General features: G+C 61.0%; 7 protein-coding genes. 2 read left to right on the forward strand and 5 right to left on the reverse strand.

Annotated elements, in window-relative coordinates; all coding sequences use genetic code 11:
* Positions 1-445: 445 nt before the first annotated feature.
* Positions 446-3997 (forward strand): carboxypeptidase-like regulatory domain-containing protein, encoded by a 3552-nt coding sequence (locus tag AC5E6W_RS04920; protein WP_491751149.1) that lies wholly within the window; start codon positions 446-448, stop codon positions 3995-3997.
* Between the two features lie 241 nt (positions 3998-4238).
* Here AC5E6W_RS04920 and AC5E6W_RS04925 read toward each other — a convergent pair whose 3' ends face one another.
* The 3 genes from AC5E6W_RS04925 to AC5E6W_RS04935 form a co-directional block, all read right to left on the reverse strand.
* Entirely contained in the window at positions 4239-5906 is a 1668-nt protein-coding gene (locus AC5E6W_RS04925) for a glycoside hydrolase family 28 protein (protein ID WP_491751150.1), read from the reverse strand.
* A gap of 23 nt (positions 5907-5929) precedes the next feature.
* Positions 5930-9442, reverse strand: coding sequence for a TonB-dependent receptor (locus tag AC5E6W_RS04930; RefSeq protein WP_491751151.1), 3513 nt, complete (start codon positions 9440-9442; stop codon positions 5930-5932).
* A gap of 462 nt (positions 9443-9904) precedes the next feature.
* Positions 9905-11212, reverse strand: coding sequence for a hypothetical protein (locus AC5E6W_RS04935; RefSeq protein WP_491751152.1), 1308 nt, complete (start codon positions 11210-11212; stop codon positions 9905-9907).
* Positions 11213-11422: 210 nt separating this feature from the next.
* Here AC5E6W_RS04935 and AC5E6W_RS04940 point away from each other — a divergent pair, with 210 nt between their 5' ends.
* Positions 11423-13297: a VWA domain-containing protein gene (locus AC5E6W_RS04940; RefSeq protein WP_491751153.1), complete on the forward strand. Its 1875-nt coding sequence runs from the start codon at positions 11423-11425 to the stop codon at positions 13295-13297.
* A gap of 71 nt (positions 13298-13368) precedes the next feature.
* Here the strand turns inward: AC5E6W_RS04940 and AC5E6W_RS04945 are convergent, their stop codons facing one another.
* Positions 13369-14598 carry an SGNH/GDSL hydrolase family protein gene (locus tag AC5E6W_RS04945; protein WP_491751154.1) on the reverse strand — a complete coding sequence of 410 codons (1230 nt, stop codon included), beginning with the start codon at positions 14596-14598 and terminating at the stop codon, positions 13369-13371.
* Positions 14599-14713: 115 nt separating this feature from the next.
* Positions 14714-18739 (reverse strand): Ig-like domain repeat protein, encoded by a 4026-nt coding sequence (locus tag AC5E6W_RS04950; protein ID WP_491751155.1) that lies wholly within the window; start codon positions 18737-18739, stop codon positions 14714-14716.
* Positions 18740-18843 lie beyond the last annotated feature (104 nt).

Below are 18843 nucleotides of genomic sequence, written 5' to 3' on the forward strand. Positions count from 1 at the left end.
GCCAGGGCAGCACTTCGCCCACTGCAGACGTTGGTAGCATTCGGCGGCAAGTGCCGCCAAAAGTTCCGGTCCTGACCCTGCGGTCCTATCGAGGATGGGGCTGCGTTCCCAGTCCGTTGTCCGGGGAGCGTGTGCGTCCGCGATTGATCTGGAACGCTTGGTGGATCGTTTCAAACGAGGCCGCCGCGTCGGTGCGACTGTTGTGGAAACAAGATTCAATCCATAGCGGAGGTGGCCTGAACGACACCGTAAAACATAATCGGAAGCTGTCGATCCCGAGGGCCCTCGTATCACCGCAGCTATGATTTTCGCCCGCAAGCGCGGTTGACTTCCGGTGGACTACTTCGTACAGTCAAGCCTTCACGACAGCGCAGTCAATCCACCTCAACCAGCCCTAGGGGGTTAGACCATGAAGCAGATGAAGTCTTCGGCGGAGTGTACCCATTTGGCAGTAGCCGCTACCGGCACAAAACTCCATAAAGCATTTCTTTTTCTTATGCTCTCCCTCATCGCGATGATGAGCTCTTCATCGGCCTATGGCCAGGCTGCTGGAAGCTTCTCCGGGAATGTCCTCGACAAATCCGGATCGAGCCTCCCCGGGGCTGACGTCACCGTGGTCTCCGAGGCTACGGGCCTCACGCGCGCGACCAAGACGGACAGCGCAGGACATTACCTGATCCCACTTCTGCCGGCCGCGACCTATACCGTACGCGTGGATGCGCCGGGGTTCCGAAGCGCTGCCTCGAAGGACCTGGTGCTCCAGGTGCAGGAAGCTCGGGAGCTCGATTTTTCGCTCGTGCCCGCGACCGTTGACACGACAGTGATCGTCACCGGGGACGCAGTCGCCGTCGAGACGAGCACTTCTTCTCTTGGCCAGGTCGTCACGGCGCAGCAGGTATCGCAACTGCCGTTGAATGGCCGCGATTTTGTTCAGCTGGCGACGCTCACCGCAGGCGCTACGGCAGAGACGAACCCGAATAGCTTCTTCACCTCCGGCGCGGACAGCGAAGTGGCGGCACGTGGTTCTTTCTCGCTTTCTGTCGGCGGGTCACGCCCCAACAGCACGGACTGGCTGCTGGACGGCGTGGACAATAACGAACTCACCGGAGGCGGAATCGGCATCTTCTCCTCGATCGACGACATCCAGGAGTTCAAGGTTCTGACGTACACCTACTCGGCTGAGTACGGTACACGAGCGGGTCCGACCGTGCTGGTCACCACGAAATCCGGTACGAACGATTTTCATGGCTCGCTCTTCGAGTTTGTGCGCAACACCAAGCTGGATGCGCGGAATTACTTTTCCCAGACGCCGACTAAGTTCAACCTGAACCAGTTCGGCGGTGCGATCGGCGGCCCCATCGTCAAAGACAAGACCTTCTTTTTCGTCGACGCCGAACAGAAATATCAGCGCCAGGGCCAGACCTTTACAGGCCTGGTACCTTCGCTGGCGATGCGCAACGGCGATTTCACGGATGACCCATTCGGTACGCCCCTTCCCTCAGGCCGCGCCATCATTAACCCCAACACAGGTACTGCGTTCCAATGCAACGCCGCTGGGACCCCCCTCCCAGCAGGTCCTGGCGGTGTCCAGGGCGCCGGGATACCTTGCGATAAAATTCCATCCAACCTGTTCAACAGCATTGGGCAGGCAATGATCAACCTGTATCCGACGCCGAACGCGAACAATCCCGGCGGAAACTATAACTTCGTGAACTCGCCCGTGCGTAGCCTGAACGAAACCAAGTTCGACGCGCGCGTGGATCAGACGTTCTCCAGCAAAGACACAGCCTTCGCCCGCTTCAGCTACGATCAGGCGACTTCGTATGTCCCCGGTGGTGGTGGAATTGGATCGTTTGCGGAAGCCGGTGCGTTCGGCAGCAATCAGCGGATTGCGAACCATGCACGGAACGTCGCGCTAAGCGAAACGCATGTGTTCTCGCCGAAGATGCTGAACCAGGCCAGCTTTGGCTACAACCGCATCTTCGACTACATCCTGTCGCAGGGCACGGGAACTTGCGCCTCGGCGAAACTCGGCATTCCCGGCGCCAATCTTGGGTGCGGCGGCGGCGCCGGAACCACCTGCGCTACCGGCGCTTATAGCTGCGGCTTGGTCTCAACAGATTTCGAGAACGGGGGGTATTGGGCTCTGGGTGATCGCGGTTACTCACCCTTTCAAGGTGGAACCGATATCTTCTCCTTCAAGGACGTGTTCGATCTCATCCTGCGTAAGCATGAGTTGAGAATGGGCCTCGATCTTCGAGCCAATCAGATGAATGTGGGCTCGGAAGCCTTCGCGGACGGTTTCTGGCTTGAGGGCCTTTTCGGCAACTCTACTGCAGGCAGCGGCGCCTGTACTCCTCCGGCCCCCGGGAATTGTACGGCAGCTGGCAATGTGGAGGCCGACTTCCTGCTCGGCCTTACGAGCGGCGGAGCCATTCACGACCAGACGTATGACGGTGCTGTCACAGGCCGCCGTTGGAAGATTTGGCGTCCTTTTATCTCGGATGATTGGAGAGTCTCTCCCTCCCTCACGCTGAACCTAAGCCTCGCCTATGACATGACGACTCCGATCACAGAAGCGCATGGCAAGATGGCCGACTATGTTCCTTCGTCCACCGGTGGCTCGCTGCTCATCGCCAATCAAAATGGTGTAGGCGCGTCGGCCGGCATCAACATGGACTGGACAGCGCTCGAACCTCGCGTGGGCGCCGCCTGGAAGGTGTTTGGCAGCGACAAGACCGTGCTTCGCGGAGGCTACGCGCTGTATCACGATTCCGCATGGAGCCAAGGCGCCCAAGGCCTATGGCAGAACCCGCCGTTCCTGGGCGAGTCCGACAACTTCAGCGCTCCCAGCCTCTCCGCCGGCTTTGCGCTCCTTCCTACACCGTCCACGCTTGCGAACTACCAGGGCGCGTTTACCTATGAGCCCACGGATCTCAAGTTAGGCCGCGTCCAGCAGTACAGCGTAGACATCGAGCGCCAATTGTTCGGCAGCCTGGTGCTGACGGGAGGCTATGCCGGTGCCCATGGAACCCACATCCTGATGCTGGGTAATGACATCAACACCGCGGGTCCTTCGGGATGCGCCTCGGCCACCTCAAACCACATTGGCTGTGTCGGCGCTGCTCCGTATACGCCGAACTACGGGACCGGCAGCACGATTTTGGAGGCCGGCGATCTCGGCACGACCAGCTATAACTCGCTGCAGATCAAGGCGGAGACCAAGACGCCGAAGCATGGCCTGTACGCCCTGATCGCCTATACCTACTCGAAGACCTATGACGACGGTCTGAGCGACGGCCTAGGTTCCGAGCTTAGCGCGCCATACTTTCCTCTTCCGAACTGGCAGAGCCTGGACCGTTCGTTATCGCAGATCAATCTCGACAACAGCTTTGTCGCCAGTGTGATCTACGACCTTCCCTTTGGCCATGGCAAGCAGTTCGGCGCCGACTGGAATGGCGTCACCAATAGCCTAGTGGGCGGTTGGCAGGTGACGCTGATCGAAAGAGCCTCATCGGGATTCCCTGTTCCCCTGATCGATAGCAACAATCAATCCGGCGTCTCCTTCAATACCGGCGGTAACAGCTATAACTGGAACCGTCCAGACCAGGTCGCTGGTTGCAACGTGTACGCCGCAAACCACGGCGCTCACCAGTGGCTCAACCCAGCCTGCTTTGAGGCTCCCGCCGAGGGGCAGCTGGGGAACGCCTCACGCGTTCCGGTTGTCGGTCCGGACTTCTGGAACACCGACTTCTCGCTGATCAAACAGTTCACTCTTCCAAGGCACATCGGCCTGAATTTCCGCGCAGAGTTCTTCAACCTCTTCAATCACCCGCAGTATGGTATGCCAGTCAACGACATTAACGCAGGTGCTGGAGTCGCGGCTAGTAGCACAACGTCTGACGCTAAGATCCCTACGAACTCTCCCTTCGGCGCGGTCAACTCCACGGTGAACAACCCTCGCCTCGTGCAGCTTGCACTCAAGCTAACGTTCTAGGAAACAAAGCGTTTTGCGAGGGAGAGCATCAAACACGCCCCGTCTCCAGGACGGGGCGTGTCCGTACTACGCAATAGTGAGGTCACGTTCCTTCGTCACCGGGCGCGGTGTTCTGAGGCCGCGGGGCGATCCCTCTCGCGCAAATGCGAGAGCCCGAGTAGCTCCTCCGCCTGAAGCAGCGCCTGGCAATTTACCGCCGGTCCAAGTGATGACGGACGCGCGTCCTACGGGCGATGTATGATCACCGTGCGTTTCTCGACGTGACGCTTGCCTCCACTGCACCATCGCGATATACCGCCATGTTCGCGACCTTCGATAAGTCGCCTCCCTCGACGATGATCCCCGCATTTGCAGGCCCCTCCAGTGCAAGGAAAGCGTTTGCCGGCATGAGCACCCGGACCGCACTGAGCAGGATCTGGCGGGATGCAGTGCAGCGCACTACGGCTTCTGCCTGCGCATTGGCGTGCATGCTCAGTGCATTGGCAGCGACATCCTCCACGCCATCAAGAACAATGGCCGGTCGAAGATCAGTGTGCTCCACCTGGAAGCGAACGTTCTGCAGCGTGAGGCCGTGCACGTTTCGTGCATACAGCGCATAGGCAGGCAGTGTTCCGAGCTTGAAGTATTCGCCGGAGACGAGAGGAACGTTGCGGATCGCGGCATCCTCCGCCGTGCCTCCTCCGCTGAAAATAAGGTGCACGTTATCGAAGCAGATGTCCTCGATTACGGCCCCACGAACCGCATTCAGCACGATGCAGGAGTTACGCTCGCCAGCACGCGCGCCTACGCCAAGATCAGACTCGGGTAGTTTCTCTGGGGGGCGCGCGATGATCGTTCCCTGCAGATTGCTGAACGAGATCCTTCGAGCTACAGGAGGCTGCCCCTTCGCTGCGTCGTCATTCGCGCCGATACTGATGCTGATGGGTCCGGTGACACGGTCCAGCAGAAGGTCTGAGAAGGAGATGTTCTCGAAGTGGTCCCCGGGATTGCCCTGGAACTTGATGGGGCAACCATCGACCTCGTAAAGCAGGCAGTTGGAGATCGCAATGTTACGCACGTCGCCACCACCAAAGCGGAACACCGACCACCGCGTACTGAACGAGCAGTTGGTAATGGTGATGTACTGGCAGGAGCCAAACATCGCACAGGCATCGTCCTGTGATTTTACGGTGCAGTTGCTCAAAGCAACATGCTGAGCGCTGATGAAATGAAAGCCGTCGTTATTGCCGTTGACCCGGTTATGTATGTAGACGTGGTCGATCGAGATGCGGCTGCTCTGGATGATGCGAACGCTGTGATACGCCGAATCGAGCAGCGAGATATTGCGGAGAGAGACGCCTTCGCACTGATGGAGAAGGATGTGATACGGGCGGTTGTTGCCGTCGAGGCTGCTGGGCGCGGGTCTTCCGTGCTCGCTGCGAAACGATGCGCCCTGACCGTCGATCGTGCCGGGGCCCTCGATAGCAATGTTCTTCGCGCCGACAGCGAAGAGCAGCGCCCAGTTTCCGTCTTCGAGCGTGGTGTCGCCGTGCAGGGGAATCCGGTCGACCGCGCGATAGTGTTTCCCTTCCGCACTGCCAAGCAGCTCACCCGCAGCTGCGATGTGCAGAGTCACGTTGCTCTTCAGCTCTATCGTCCCGATGACAAACTTACCTGCGGGGATCAGCACTATGCCGCCGCCGTCCGCGTAGCAGGTATCGATCGCGCCTTGCACTGCGGCGGTATCCAGTGTTCTCCCGTCGCCCTTGGCTCCGTTCGCACGCACGTTGTAGATGCCCGCGCCGCTGCTACTCGCATCCGACGCCGGCGTCTGCGCAAGGAGACCCGGTGTAGTTGCGCCCGCAAGGACCGCACTGCTTACGGGAACCAGCAGCTTGCCGAAACTTCGTCTGGTCAGGTTGTCTTCCACTCTCGTTAGGCCCTTCCCGATGGTTAGTAGTTGATCCGAAGCGCAAGCTGAAGATAGCGCGGCTGCGCGGTACTATCCATCTGGCCAAAACCTGCGGAGGTCTCCGGCGTGGTGGAGGAGCTGGCGTTGGCGAAGACAGCCGCGCTATCCACGCCGTTGAACTCCGAATGATTGAACGTGTTATAGCTTTCCAGCCGGAACTGGATCATGGAACGTCCCTTGAGAGGAAAGTTCTTGAACAGCGCCGTATTGAAGTTGCCATAGCCGGGGTTATAGAAGTTCACCTTCGGAGCATTGCCGCGCTGCCCTTGCACCGCTGGAGTGGTGGCCGTGGCAGCCTGCCCAGCGAGCGGAACCTGGACGACACTGGTATTGAACCATTGGTCGAACTTGTGAGGTGCGTTCTGCATTGGGTTCCCAGTAACCATAACGCGAGCGCCATCGCCGCCGCCCGTGATATTTGCCCCGTTGCTAACCGAGAGGCTGAAGGAGCCGGGATTGCCGCTGATATAGGAATCGATTCCAGAGATCTGCCAGTTGTCCAGCACGCCGCGAGTTACCCTGTTACTCCATATGCGGCTGCCTTTCGGCAGGCTCCAGATGTAGTTCACCGTCAGGTTATTGCGGCGGTCCCAGCCGGCAGGGCCATAGTTCCACTGGCGGAGGTTCTGGTAGACCGCGACCGTCCCGTTCAATGCGTCGGAGTAATCCATGGCCTTGGACCATGTGTATGCGAGACCGAAGCCGAGGTTGTGGGAGAAGCGGCGTGTCACCTTCACCTGCATCGCGTTGTAGTTTGACGTGAGATCGAAGCTCTGCAGGTTGATGGTGGCGTAGCCAGGATAGGGGCGGAAGAAGTTATCGGGGAGCACGCCGCCCGCAGGGTTCTGGTTCTGCAGTGCGAACTCGGCGCCGTACGGAACCTCGTTGATGTTGCGGAAGTCCGAGACATGACGGCCCAGAGTGCCCACATACGCGGCGTCGAGCACGACACCATGCGCCATCATCTGCTGGAGGCCGACGCTCAGGTTCTCCGTCGAGACTTCGGCTGGATGCAGGGGCAGAGCCCAGCCGACACTCGAGGGGCCGAGTAGGCCAGTAGCGTCCTTGAAGGTATTCAGACTGCCATAGTATTGCTGCGGCTTGAACGTGGCGGGAGGGTTCGCATACATGCCGCCGGCCTGCGCCGTGCGCGGTCGCACGTTATAGAAGATGCCATAGCCTCCGCGAATCACGGTGCGCTGTTGGCCATAAGGGTCCCATGCGAAGCCCACGCGCGGTGCGAGCAGCAGGCCATTGCCGTAGTACGTTCCTTCCGGATAGCCCGGTGTGTTGACGCTGAGAGCACCATTGCTCAGGCTGCCGGTGTTGGGCACATAGAGTCCGGAGTAGGCTGCGGGGTATGTGGCGATGCCGGTGGTCGGATCGATGGCCGACTTGGCGGCTGTTGGGCGATATAGGATCGGCGCCTGACCAGGTTGATACAACGAGGGGATAAAGTTTGCGCCAAAGGCCAGATGCTGCGCCATGTCGTAGGAGTAGCGGATGCCATAGTCGAGCGTGAGGCGCTTGGTGATCTGCCACTGATCCTGCGTGTACCACTCGAGCGTGATGGTCCGCGGCTTGAAGTCATGCAGCACCATCACCTCGGCATAGCTATCGAAGTTGCCGAGCGCGGCGTTGGCATAGGCGTAGTTACTATCGTACGGATTACTGGTATCTCGCGAGAAGGCCAGTGCACCGATGCCGGTCTTCTCCTTCTGAAGATACGAATCGGTTTGTGCGTCGATGCCACCCTTGAGCAGATGCCTACCGACGGTCCAGGTGAGGTTGTCCGTCGCGCTATAGTCGCGTACCTGATCCTCAATGGGGAAGCGTGTGTTCCACGAGACGCTGGCGGCACCGGAGATGCCACCGAAGCTCATGCTGGGCACAAGGTTCAGCGGATTGTTGTTGGGATATAGCGAGCCGAGGTTGTAGCCGTTCTGGCTCTGCTGCAGCGGCGTCAAAGCGTTCTTGTCGTAGAGCTGCGCTTCGCCCCAACCCGACGTGCCGAGGTTAAGCTCATTGAGCAGCGATGGGCTGAAGGCGTAGGTAGTGTTGAAGACGAAGTTCGGATTCGATGTGCGGTAGTTGACACGCAGTCCCCAGGTCGCGGGGTCTGTCGGCGAGTTATAGCCGTTGTCGTTCACCTTCTCCAGATCGCCACGGAAGAACATATGCAGCTTCTGCGTGGGGAAGTAATCGATGCGGAAGATCTCCTGGTTCACCGGCGTGTCCGCGGTGGTGTTGGTCACGTAGTTATAGCGCCCTGCGGATACCGCGAGGTTGGTCATGTTGGGCAGAGGGAAGATGTTCAGCAGTGCGAGGCCGGCCTGGTTGATACTGCCCGTAGGAATCTGGTTGTTCGCAAAGCAGCCTGGCCCAGGCGTGGCGGAGTTGATGGCGCAGGCCTGCGAGGACGAAGGGTCCTTGATGCGGATCAGCGTGCTGATGCTGGGCGTTGCGGTCTGGTTGTAACTCTGCGAGAAGTCGCCCTTGCGCTCCAACGCCGTAGGAACGACATAGTACTTGATGCCTTCCGGTGTCTGGTTGGGGTCATACTCCGCGGAGACGAAGAAGAAAAGCTTGTCCTTGGCAGAGTTGAAGTGCTTCGGCCAGAAGACCGGGCCGCCAATCGTGACACCTGAGGTGTTGTAGCGATACCGTGCGCGTGGAAGTCCATTGCGATTATTGAAGTAGGTGTTCGCGTTGAAGGCTTCGTTGCGGTTGTAGTAATACAACGAGCCGTGGAACTGGCGCGTCCCGTTCTTTGTCACGAGGTTGATGCTGGAGCCGGCAGTCTTGCCATACTGTGCTTGGTAGTTAGCCGCCATCACGGTAACTTCCTTGATGGCGTCGAGATTCAGCGGGGTATCGAGCACCGCGTAGCCGCGGGTATTGCCGGAGACTCCGTCCACGGTGGCCATGTTGTATTCATTGTTCACGCCATTGATGTAGGGCGTCGTGCTCACGCTGAGGGTGTTGGCTTCGCCTGCACTCACTACGCCAGGCATGGTGGTCAGCAGAGCCATCACGTCACGCCCCTGGGTGAGCAGGTTGCCGATCTGCTCCTCGTCGAGCACGTCGGATCGCTCGGAGCTTCCGAGCTGGATGGGCGTGACTTCGGCGGAGACCGTGACCGCCTGGCTCTGCTCGCCAACATCCAGCGTGAGCATGCCGGCAGAGAGCACCTGGGTCGCGTCCAGCGTCAGGTTTACCTTGCGAAGCTGCTTGTAGCTCGGGGCATCGACGACCACCGTGAAGATTCCCGGCTGCAGGTCCGGGAAGACGAATTCGCCATGTTCGCGCGACTTGGTCTGCACGATGACGCCAGTCTGCTGGTTGATCAGCTGCACGGCCGCACCGGGGACCGCGCCGCCGCTGCGATCGACGACGGTTCCATTGATCGTGCCGCTCGTGGTTTGCGCCAGGTTGGCGTGGGGCAGCAGCATGAGAAAAAACATCCACACTGCGAGCTTGACGAGACGTCTCATTGCGAATCCTGTCGGGCCCGCATTGTCGAGAGCATGACGCCCTGCGCTGCGATGGCCTGGGTGGTTGAAGCATGGACAGAACTAACACCCGTACTGCTGGCCTCCAATGCAATTCGCGGCGACTTCTCCGATACACGCACTAAGCTATCCAAAATCAGGTAGATAACAGCACAGAGCAATGCCGATACAGTAAATAGAACGTTGCAGGATTGGACGGAGCTTGGCGCTGCTCCAACATGATTGAGAGCTTCGGGTGCGTTCCATTGCAATATCTGAAGGAAGGATGATCCACGCCTGTCGCCGCGTGGCGACTTGCCCCGTGCCGATGCAACTACGGCAGGGAGGCTTAAGGTGCGGGGGATCCTTCGAGGAAGATTCGGCTTGGAATTGCCTGGCACGTCTTCGACTTATTCCTGCATCTCGATGTGCGGAGGCTTCCGGCCTTTAGAGGAAAGGCCGCCTTCAGTCCATCACACGCCAGGCCAGGATCTGGCTGTGGACAGAGCTCCCGGTCACGCCCTGGGTCCCGAGCACCACCTGGAAGTGCGGCAGCCGCCCATCGGGACGTTGGATACGCTTGAGAAAGGTGAGGAGTTGGGTGTCGTCGGAGATGAAGTCTAGTGCGGACTCTGTACCTGTCATCGACGTACCGCCGATAAGCAGCGCATTGCCGTGGTCCGTGAGACCCGGCAGGAAGTCCACCAAAGCATAGGCGCGGCCATCGGAGAGATCCCAGCGAGAGGGCTCGCCGTTCCGGGGGGCGCGGTTTTCGATGGACGATCGATTGGTGGCGGGATTCTTGGAGAAGACGAACGTCATCTCCGGCTCGTAGAGCTCCACCCAGGGGTTGGCCTCGTTGGCCCCGATCAGGATCACATTGCCTTCCTTGAGGTCATTGGGCCGAAGGTCGCGGGCGTAGCGCAGCTGCAGCCTGCTGCGGTCGGACTTCGCGATGCGGGAGAGGAAATCGAGGACCTCGAGGTCTACGACGGTGGTGTAGCGGCGGTTGCTGAGGTCATCGGCGATGAGCTGCACCGACTGCGGGCCGGTGGCGGGCTCCTTGTGATAATCGCCCTTGAGGAACTCGTTGAGGCTGAGCCGACGGCCGGTGAGGCCCTCCCAGATCACCAGCCCGCTGTCGCCGGGAACGACCAAAGTGCGCTGGCCTTCGACGAACATCTGGCTCCAGAGCGGGCCCGCACTTGTGGCGGCCTGGGCGATATACCGGCGATGGCGCAGATACAGCACAAGCCCCAGCCCGAGAACAACGATAAGCAGTGCCCATAGGGCCAGGGGAGAATACGCGGAAGAGACAGGCAGAGCTGCAGCGGGGGCGACCGGGGCCTGCGCGGCGGCCTCGGGTTCGATGGGCGAGGGGGCCGCGACCGAGGGCTTTTCGGGAGCGAAGCGCGGCTCGAAGATCGGCACATAGCCACCGCGAGGAATCAGGATACGGATGGGCTCCGCGGCTCCCTCTTCGCTGAAGTAGCGATCGAGTCGCTGACGCAGGCGGCTGCCCTGCGTGCGCACAATGCCGTCGATGGAGGAGTTGTAGTCGCGCGTCCGCCCGAAGACTTCTTCGCCGATCCTCTGCTCATTCACCTCGTCGAGGCGACCGTTCAGGGTCTGCTCACAGATGTAATACAGGAAGCTCGAGAGCCGTTTGCTCTTGGCGAACGTGGCGGAAGAGACGACACGATGAACCAGCTCCCGATGCCGTCCGTTCGCGCTGGAACGAACTGTCTCGAGATCTTTACCTGTGAAATCCATGGGAAGCAACTCTGCCCAGTTAAGCATGAGTTTGTAAAGAGACCATGAACCGGGGCTTTGTATCGGTCCCGAATGGCGCTTGGAAGATCTTTGCTATCAGAGCGATGCGGGCTGTATCTGTGTCGTCGCCGTGAATTGCGTTGGAGCAGGCTTGCTGGCCCGGTAGGGTAGCTGGACTGGTCCGAAACCGGCCTGTGAGGAGGCATCGGCATGTTCAGGCTTGTGATCCACGCGAGGCCAGCTCTGTTGACCACGCTGCTGCTGGCTGCAGCAGGCACTGTCACAGATCCATCTTCAGCGCAGCAGGTGAGTGCGCCTGCCGCTCCACCGCAGGCCACGGATTCCCCTCGCTTCACCTTGAAGACGAGCGCCAGGTTGGTGCTGGTGGATGTGACGGTGGAGGACAGCCAGGGCAGACCGGTGCATGGGCTCAAGGCCAGCGACTTCCGGCTTGAGGAGAACCACCAGCCGGAGACACTCAAGAGCTTCGAGGAACACACGACGAATGCAGGGAGCGCTGCGGCGCCGCCCATGCCAGCGCTGCCACCGGGTTCGTTCACCAACTACACTCCTGTCGCCGAAGACGGCACACTGAACGTCGTGCTGCTGGATACGCTGAATACGCCCACGAATAACCAGGCCTCTGTGCGCCTGCAGTTGCAGGAGTATGTGAAGCACGCGAATCCACAAAACCGCATCGCGATCATCGGCCTGGCTACGCACCTCATCCTCCTACAGGGGTTCACGACTGATCCGGCCATTCTGAAGGATGCGATCGAGCACCGTCTCACGCCGCGCGGTTCCGCGCTACTGGACGATCCTGCGGGCTCGAATATGGACCAGGCCTCCGCAGCCGACACCCTCAGCGCGATGGGCACGATCGCCTCCAGCGTGACCGCCGTACAGCAATTCGAGTCCGAGCAGGCCAGCTTTCGGACGCAGATCCGCATCCAGTACACGCTGGACGCCTTCAGCCAGATCGCGCGTTACCTCGCGAACTTTCCTGGCCGCAAGAACCTCATCTGGTTTTCCGGCTCGTTCCCCATCACCCTCTTTGGGGACATGACCGGCGTGAACACCTTCGCCACGCAGGCGGACTTCAGTCAGCAGGTTCGCGAGACCACCAGCCTGCTGGATCGAGCGCGCGTGGCTGTCTACCCGATCGACGCGCGCGGCTTGCAGACCACGCCGCTCTTCGAGGCCTCGCGTGGCGGTGCGGGCTTTGCCACGAATCCCGGCCGGCCAGCGGCGGAGATCAGCCGCTTCAGCGAGAACAATGCTGCCGAGCACATGACGATGGACAAGCTCGCGGAGGATACCGGTGGCCGCGCCTTCTTCAACACCAACGGCCTGGCCGACGCCGTGGCCAAGGCTGTGGAGAGCGGAGCGAACTACTACACGCTCTCATATGCGCCAGCGAATGCCGTGCAGGATGGCCGCTACCGGAATATCGCAGTGGTCCTTACGGGAGCGCTCGCTGCGCGTGGCATGAAGCTGACCTATCGGCATGGCTACTTCGCCGATGACGCGGGCAGCCACCACAGCTCTGCCTCGCTGCTGGCGCTGCCCTCACCCACCACCACGGGCAGCCCGGGCTATGAACAACTGGCGATGGAGCACGGTGCTCCGGCTCCGATGGAGATCGTCTTCAAGGCCAGCGTGCTGCCGGCTGCTTCCGCAACAGAGGATGCCATCGCGCCGCGGAACACGCCCGACCCCGCGCATCCGATGAAGGGTCCGTTCCGGCGATACCGCATTGCGTGCACGGCTCTGAGCGGGGACTTCGCACTGCCTGTGGGTAGCGATGGCCTGCGCCACGGCGCCATCGAGTTCGTCACCTATGTATATGACGCGCAGGGCAGGCTGATCAACATCGCGGGGCAGAGTTTCCAGCTCGATCTGAGTTCAGCCACCTACGCGCGGTTGATGAAGACCGGCGTCTCCGCGGAGCTCGAGGTGAGTGCGCCGGCTGCAGGTGAGTCCTTCTTCCGCATCGCTGTACATGACCGGACTTCTGGCCGCTTCGGAGTGATCGAGGTGCCGGACACTGTGGTGCGCCGGCTGCAGCTCCGCACTGAGAAGTGAGAACACGCAACATCCATCCCGAAAAAATGCGGCGCTCGAAAGCGCCGCTAAGGGGGTGCACCGGGAATTGCTTACCGTGGAGTCTCTCCGTAGAAGAGCTTCAGGTCGATGGCCTCGCCCATCACCTTGTAGCCGCTATCGCTGGGATGGACGTGGTCGTCGGTGACGTAGGGCGTCAGCATCTGGATAGGGCTGGCCGGATCGCGCACGGCCTGGTCGAAGTCGATGACTCCGTCGACCACACCTGCGGTGCGGATCCACGAATTGAAGGCCTGGCGTACTGCTTCTCCCTGCGGTGTGTTGGAGTGTGCGCCGCCGGTGGGCGTAATCGTCGCGCCGAAGACCTTCAGTCCGTGCTGGTGCGCGCGGATCACAAGCTGCGCGTAGCCAAAGATCAGCTGCTGCGCGGTCAGGCGCTCCTCGGGCGAGTCCGGCCGGCTCATCTGGCCGATGTCGTTGATGCCTTCGAGCAGGATGACGTACTTCGCTCCCGGCTGCGCGAGCACATCGCGATCGAAGCGCGCCAGAGCGCTGGGCCCGGATCCGTCATAAAGGATGCGGTTGCCGCCGAAGCCCTGGTTGATCACGGCGAGATGCGCGGTTCGCTTGTCTGCCTGCAGCCGCGCGGCGAGGACGTCAGGCCAGCGGCGGTTGGCGTCCAGCGTGGAGCGCGCGCCGTCGGTAATGGAGTCGCCGAAGGCTACGATCGTCGCCGCATCGTCGGCTGCGACCACATCCACGCTCTTCACGAAACAGTTGGACGTATAGGTAAGCGCGCTGCTGAGTTCCGGCTGCGCCGTCACATCGCCAGTGGCGATGAAGTTGTTTGCAATCGCCATGGGATGGCAGGTCGGTACAGCGATGACCTGCTCCGGCAGATAGACGCTGATGGCAAGGTCAGCCATCGAAGCGACGGGCATAGCGATGGGATCGCTGAGGATGTACGAGCCGGAGGGGATCATCACGCCGGGCTGACCGGCAAAGGTCAACGCATGGTCTGAGCCTGGCTGCACCTTGCCCGTCCCCGCGCTCAGAGCTACATGGGCGGCTCCAACGACGAGTGGCGTGCGGCCCCACTCGTTGGTCAGCGCAATGCGAATTGTGCTGCCGCCAAGGCTGATGTGTACGATGTTGCGGAACGTGGAGTTGCCCGCCGGGCGGTCAAGCTTCGTCGTCCAGGGCGAGGATGCCCAACTAGCGACCCAACGGGAACCGCTCTTATCCGCGGCCTGCGCAAGCGCCGGGAGAAGCAGTGTGCCGGCGAGAACAGCCACACGGCCGAAGGTAGCTGCAAGACGCATCGTTCGTTCCTTATCCCTTTCCGTTTTCCCATGGCCTCCATGCAACGGGCCTGTTGCATGCTGATGTGAAGGCCACAGAGTGTGATCATGATTGCCCCGCTTCACTATTGGATCTTCATTGAATGGTCGTGGTGAGGGTAACCATGTTGGTGGTGGTAGCGGGGTTCGCCGTATCGATGCCGATGATATTGAAGGTATACGTTCCTGCAGTTACAGCTCCGCCGGATGGCAGATAGGGAGCATTGACGCCGCTCCCACAACCAACGGTTGCGGCCAGGCCGAGCGTCATCGTCAGCAGCAACATCAGCGTAGGAACGCGGCGGCGCTTGCCCGGCGCCAGCAGCAGAGTGAGTGCCGCGAGCATAGAGCCGTAAGCCAACGTCCAGCGACTTGGCGCGACCGCCTTCGCCTGCGAGACGAGAGATGGTACATTCGCGTTCACCGTGATCGTAACGCTTCCTGTGGACCCCGGCGTAAGCGGCACCGCGGCAGGGGTGACGGTGCAGGTGGGCACCACTGTCGCTGACTGCGGCGAGTGCGTAAGGACACAGGTGAGATCCATGGTGCCCTTGTAGGAGCTGCCCGCGATCAACGTAGCCGTCACTGATCCGCTACTGCCGTGAGTGATGGCAGCCATCTGCGGTACGTTGAGCACCACAGGATATTCGGTGATGGTCGTCTGGCTGCTGCCCGCGGCGTAGGTGGCATCGCCGGAGTAGTACACGGTCAGGGTGTTCAAGCCTGCGGTCAACATGCTTGAGGGCACTGTGAAGCTGGCCACACCACCTACGAGCGGCTGCTGCACAAAGGTCGATCCCGCAACGAGGGTGACGATGCCAGTGGGCGTGGCCCCGCTGCCGCTGACCGCGACGGCGAGTGTTGGTGCCTGCTGGTCCGTGATAGTTGCGGACGAAGGCGTCACTGTGATCTTCGCATTGGTATTGCCCGCCTGGATTACCGCCAAGGTGAAGCTTGCAGCAGCTGTCGCGCCGTTCTGGTCGGTGACAGTCACGGTATAGGCCGTGCTCACGCTGGCGGCTGAGGGCGTTCCACTGAGCACACCTGTGGCAGGCGAGAGGCTGAGTCCAGCGGGCAGAGCTGGCGCGACGCTGTACGTCAGTGTGCCGATCCCTCCTGAACCCGCGACCGGAGTGAAAGGTGGAAGGCTCTGGCCCTGTGTGAGCGAAACCGAGGCTAGAACCTGCGTCGCCACCAACGGCGCGACGATGGTCTCGGCCAGACTTCCTGTGCTTGGGCCGAAGCCCGAATCGCCCTCGTAGACGGCAGTAATCCCATGGCTGCCGGCGTTGGCGAAGCTGGTCTGCAGCTCCGCGATATCGCTGCCGGAGACCACGTTCAGTTTCCCCGTTCCCAGGAGCACAGGTGTGCCGGAGATGGCGTCGTAGAAAAACACCGTGCCGGCCGGCGTGCCAGTTCCCCGGGCTGGGGCTACCGTGGCAGTCAGCGTCACATTCAGGTTGACGTCCTGCGGGTTCGTATCCACCTTCAGAGAAGTAGTGGTATCGAGCCGCGACACCATATATGGGACCACCGTGATACCGCTTAGCTCCGGCGAGTTCCCGCTGCCGCTGGACATGCCGGAGGGAACGCCTTCGTTGCCGTAGGCCGCGTAGAGATACAACGAGTGCATCCCCGCGCTTTGAGCGGCAAGAGGCAAGGTAAATGCCGCCGGGCTGCTGCCAGCCGCCGGCGTGGCCTGACTCCATGCGCCGAGGCCATTGTCGATGCTGTAGTACAGCGCACTGATCGGAGGATTGGCAGGGCTCTGCGCGGTGTCGTTCGCGTAGGCAGCCGATGCCGGATAGGCGGGCGTCACCGTCGCGGTGAATGTGGGTGCGGTGTTCTCAGTAATGTACGGCGTGCCCTGCGTGGCGCTCGCAGCCGCAACAAGCAATGGATCGTTGGACGGACCGGTAGCGCTGATCGCGATAGGCACGACCTGCTGGCCCTTCGAGCCGGTGGGATCAATGACCGTGACCGTGTTGACGGCACTGTTGCCGACGTATACCAGATTGGTCACGGGGTCGACGACGACCGAGGCGGGCGAGGTCTTGGTGCCGGTCGAGAGTGTCGCCGTCACGGTGTTGCTGTTGCCGTCGATCACCGATACAGAGGCGCCGCCCTTGTTGGCCACGTAGATCTGGTTGGTGACCGGATTGATGGCCAGTGCCGCAGGCTCGCTGCCTACAGTGATGGTTGTGGTGACGGTGTTCGTAGCGCCGTTGATCACCGAAACACCTGCGCTGCCATAGTCGGCGACATAGATGGTGTTGGAGATGGGGCTAACCGCCAGTGCCCAGGGATCGGTGCCGACGGTGATCGTCGCGGTCACGGTCTCCGTGGCCTCGTTGATGACCGAGACGGACTTGCCTCCTTCATTGGCGACGTACACCGTTCCGGTCTGCTGGTTGATGGCGAACGCCCACGGCGAGGCGCCAACGGTGATCGTTCCTATCACTGCGTTGGTTGAGCCATCCACCACGGTTACGCTCGCGCTGCCGAAGTTCGCGACGTAGATCCGGTTCGTCAACGTGTCCACGGCGACAGCGGCCGGCTCCGTGCCTGCCTTGACGGTGGCTGCGACGGTATTCGTCGCGCCGTTAATCACCGTGAGGTTACTGCTGCCGTAGTTAGCGACGTAGACCATGTTGGTCGTCGGATTGACCACCATCCCATAGGGTGTGGTGCCTGCAGGAATGGTGGTCGTAACGGTGTTGGTGCTGCCGTCGATGACCGCGATACCGCCGCCCGAACCTTTATTGCCCACATAGATTGTGTTGGTCACGGGGTTCACCGTTGCCAGCCACGGCGCATTGCCGGTGTAGTTACCACTCCCAAGGCTCACCGTGCTCAACGCCTGCGTTGTCCCGTTGATAGCGCTTACCGTGTTCGCGCCCTCGTTGGCCACATAGATGGTGCCGGTCACTGGGTTCTGAGCTATGGCGGTCGGATCGGCAGTGGCGGTGGAAGGTACGGTAACGATCGTCGACAGCGCATTCACCGCAGGGTCGATCACCGAAACCGTGCCGCCAGTCTTATTGGTCACGTAGGCGAGATTCGTCACCGGGTTGACTGCAACGGCAGCAGGGGCACTGCCGACCGCAAGCGTCTTTGTGGTGTTTGCCCCTCCCGCGATCACCGTGACGGTGTTCCCCGTGGCATTCACCACGAAGATCTGGTTGGTTACCGAATTCACCGCAACTGCCGCGGGAGCGCTGCCTGCAGTGACGGTGGCCGTCACGGTGCGGCTCGCGCCATCCAGAACCGAGACGGAAGCGCCACCGCGATTCGCCACATAGACCTGATTCGTGACGGGGTTCACCGCAAGGGCATACGGAGAGGAGCCGACCGTCACTGTCGTAGCCTGGTGGGTCGCGCCATCGATGACCGCAACGGTGCTGTCGCCGTAATCGGCAACGTACATCTGGTTGGTGATGGAGTTCACTGCAAGCGCCCAGGGCGACTTGCCCACCGGAACCGTCGCCGTCACCGCGCCTGAGACGCCATCGATCACCGAGACGGTGTTGCCCGCGAAGTTTGCGACATAAATCTGGTCCGTCACCGGATTCACGGCGATGGCAGCGGGGGTGCTGCCGACGGTGATGCTCTTCGCCATGTTCGACGCACCGTCGATGACCGAGACCGAAGCGCTGCCGTAATTTGCGACGTATACCTTGTTGGTAAGGCTATCGACCGCGATGGCCGATGGCTCGGTGCCTACGGTAACCGTCGCGCTCACGGTATTGGTTGCGCTGTTGATCACCGAGACCGATCCGGCGCCGCGGTTGGCGACGTACACGCTGCCGGTGGTGGGGTTCACCGCGACGGCATAGGGAGTGCTGCCCACGGTGACCGTCGACAGCACGGTGCCGGTTGCGCCCCCAAGCACGGAGACCGATCCCGCTCCGCTGTTGGCGACATAGATCGCATTCGTCACCGGATTGACGGCCACCGCGTACGGACTGGCCCCGGTCGGAACCGTGCTGGCGACGACCTGGCAACGCGCGGACGATGCCAGCAGCCCATAGGCGAGCAGCATCACTGACGTGAGGCTGGCCTGAGACGCCACCCTCGCAGAGACGCGGAGTAGCGACCGATAGAAGCGGTATGGAGAACACATAGGCATCAACCCCTTTTGGCAACGGATCGTCTCAAAAAGCTCATCGTCAAAGCGCTGGTTCAACACAGCGCGCTCATACGCAAACTGATCCGATGGAACGGGCT

This window comes from Bryocella sp. (assembly GCF_058498515.1).

Coding starts and splice junctions, on each gene's coding strand:
- AC5E6W_RS04945 (WP_491751154.1), bottom strand. CDS start 14,598: ATGCGTCTTGCAGCTACCTTCGGCCGTGTGGCTGTTCTCGCCGGCACA.
- AC5E6W_RS04935 (WP_491751152.1), bottom strand. CDS start 11,212: ATGGATTTCACAGGTAAAGATCTCGAGACAGTTCGTTCCAGCGCGAAC.
- AC5E6W_RS04930 (WP_491751151.1), bottom strand. CDS start 9,442: ATGAGACGTCTCGTCAAGCTCGCAGTGTGGATGTTTTTTCTCATGCTG.
- AC5E6W_RS04940 (WP_491751153.1), top strand. CDS start 11,423: ATGTTCAGGCTTGTGATCCACGCGAGGCCAGCTCTGTTGACCACGCTG.
- AC5E6W_RS04950 (WP_491751155.1), bottom strand. CDS start 18,739: ATGTGTTCTCCATACCGCTTCTATCGGTCGCTACTCCGCGTCTCTGCG.